Source organism: Mesobacillus sp., from assembly GCF_049588175.1.
In the GTDB taxonomy this organism is placed as follows: Bacteria; Bacillota; Bacilli; order Bacillales; family Cytobacillaceae; genus Mesobacillus.
In genome coordinates this window covers 1-2,264 of sequence record NZ_JBAVFI010000210.1, presented here as the reverse complement: position 1 = coordinate 2,264, position 2,264 = coordinate 1, and the positions used below count along the sequence as shown (strand labels likewise).

The 2,264-nt window shown below is 40.0% G+C and carries 3 protein-coding genes; 2 read left to right on the top strand and 1 reads right to left on the bottom strand.

Annotation, left to right across the window (positions count from 1 at the left end):
* Nucleotides 1-100: 100 nt before the first annotated feature.
* Complete coding sequence (locus WB217_RS05325) at nucleotides 101-652, top strand: RNA polymerase sigma factor (RefSeq protein WP_423991349.1); 552 nt, start codon at nucleotides 101-103, stop codon at nucleotides 650-652.
* The gene (locus WB217_RS05320) at nucleotides 639-1,427 is read left to right on the top strand and encodes a hypothetical protein (protein WP_423991347.1); all 789 of its coding nucleotides are present in this window, start codon (nucleotides 639-641) and stop codon (nucleotides 1,425-1,427) included. Before WB217_RS05325 ends, WB217_RS05320 begins: the two co-directional genes overlap by 14 nt.
* Nucleotides 1,428-1,492: 65 nt before the next feature.
* On the opposite strand, the gene WB217_RS05315 is transcribed toward WB217_RS05320, so the two are convergent.
* The gene (locus WB217_RS05315; RefSeq protein ID WP_423991345.1) at nucleotides 1,493-2,263 is read right to left on the bottom strand and encodes a ZIP family metal transporter; all 771 of its coding nucleotides are present in this window, start codon (nucleotides 2,261-2,263) and stop codon (nucleotides 1,493-1,495) included.
* Nucleotide 2,264: the final 1 nt, after the last annotated feature.

Below are 2,264 nucleotides of genomic sequence, written 5' to 3'. Positions count from 1 at the left end.
ATTATAAGGACAATAATTTAGGAGTTTAACCAAATTCACAATAAACTTTAAATAATATTTGAACAAAGTGAAATAAATGTTGCACGGATTCGACTAATTTATGAGTTTGAAAAATCGGAGGGAAAATGGAGTTGACCAGCTGATGATGAGCAACATAATTTCGGAATGGTTTTACTTGTACAATAAAGATATATACCATTTTTTAGTTTATTACATCGGGTCAACTGATGTAGAGGATCTCGTGCAGGAAGTTTTTATCCGAGCCATTAAAGGCTTTGATACTTATCAGAAAAAATCAAGTCCTAAAACCTGGCTTTTTTCGATTGCGCGTAATGTGGGAATTGATGAAATAAGAAAAAGAAAGCGTTTAAGGATGAAGCAAATGATGTGGTCCAGGGATGAGCAAACGGGTAAGGAAACACCGGAGGAAATTCTCCAACTAAATGAAGATAACAAGTTGCTTTATCAAGCTATCCAATCTTTAAAGGCTAATTATCGAGATGTAATCATCCTTAGAGGGATTAAAGAACTCTCTGTAGCTGAGACAGCATCCATATTAAGTTGGAATGAAAATAAGGTTCGAACAACTTATCATCGAGCATTAAAATCATTGCAGCAAGGAAGGGGGGAATATCTCTATGAAAAAGAATGAAGAATTTGGTGATTTAGAGAGGGAAATTCGATCATTAGCAGAACCTGATTATAATAAAAAGTTTACTAAAGATACCCAAAATGCCATTCATGAGAACCTGCTGCAATTTGCAAATTTATATGAAAAGAAGAAAAGAAGGGCTGCATTAATGAAAAAGATTTCAGTGGGTTTAGCGAGTGTTGCTGCCCTCGTGTTATTCGCTATTCTGTCTATTCCGATAAATGAAGACCATCCATTAAGTTCTGATTCAAATGATCAAGGGCAACAAAGTAGTACAAAAGATGAAAACAAAGTGGACGATGATAAAAATCCTATTAAACAGGATGAATCAGATGATAAATTAACAGATACGATTCTATATGAAAATACAGAATATGGATTTACCTTTGCGCTGCCAAAAAGTTGGCAGGATTACCAGATTGTATCGGATTCCTGGGAAGGTATCTCTAATGATCAGCAACAAAATACAATAATTGAAAATGGTCCAATCCTTTCAATTAGACATCCAGAATGGACGGAGGATAAACCAAGACAAGATATTCCGATTATGGTTTTTACTCTTAAACAATGGTCCTCCCTTGAAAAGGAGGAATTTCATATCGGTGCAGCACCTATTGGTCCAAGAATACTGGGACAAAATGATGAATATGTATTCGCGCTTCCAGCTAGATATAACTTTGCGTTTCCAGAGGGATATGAAGAAGTAGAAAAAATTTTAGAGAAAGATCCACTTCAACCGAATAATGTAGAAGAAGATAATACCACCGATGAATAACAACAAAAACCAACTCCAAAGTGTGAGTTGGTTTTTGTTATTGTGTGGAACCATGAGGAGTGGATTTAGCCAAGGGCGACATCAAGAATCATCATAATCGCAAATCCGAACATGAGACTTAATGAAGCCAAATCGCTGTTTCCGTTCTCCTGCGAGCCAGGGATAACTTCTTCGGCAACAACGAAAATCATCGCACCAGCAGCGAAGCTGAGTGCATAGGGAAGGAGCGGCTCAATAAAAATAACTGACGCTGCACCGATAACCGCGGCAATAGGTTCAACCATTCCGGAGAACTGGCCGTATAAAAAGCTTTTTCTCCTGGACATTCCAGTTGATCGTAAAGGCATGGATACGGCTACACCCTCAGGAAAATTTTGAATTCCGATGCCGATTGCCAGAGCTATCGCACCCATTAATGTAGCGGATGGGAAGCCTGCTGCTACCGCACCGAATGCTACACCGACCGCCAAACCCTCTGGTATATTATGAAGGGTGATTGCCAGCACCAATAGCGTACTTCTTCTTTTCTTTTCAGGATGTATTCCTTCTGCCTTTTCCAAGGATAAATTCGGATGCAAATGGGGCATCAACTTATCGACAACCATTAAAAATAATCCGCCTAGAAGAAACCCTACAGCAGCAGGAAACCAGTTTGGCAGGCTGCCGCCTCCGCCCATCTCAATGGCAGGTGCCAGCAGCGACCAAAAACTCGCGGCAATCATAACACCAGCTGCGAGCCCCATCATACTATCCAGAAATTTCTGGTTCGGGTTCTTCGTTGTAAAAACCAGGGCCGCACCAAGCGCCGTCATTCCCCAAGTGAACAGGGTTCCAATC

What these genes read in the sequence shown, in the direction of transcription:
- WB217_RS05325 (WP_423991349.1), top strand. Translation starts at nt 101, where the DNA reads ATGAGTTTGAAAAATCGGAGGGAAAATGGAGTTGACCAGCTGATGATG.
- WB217_RS05320 (WP_423991347.1), top strand. Translation starts at nt 639, where the DNA reads ATGAAAAAGAATGAAGAATTTGGTGATTTAGAGAGGGAAATTCGATCA.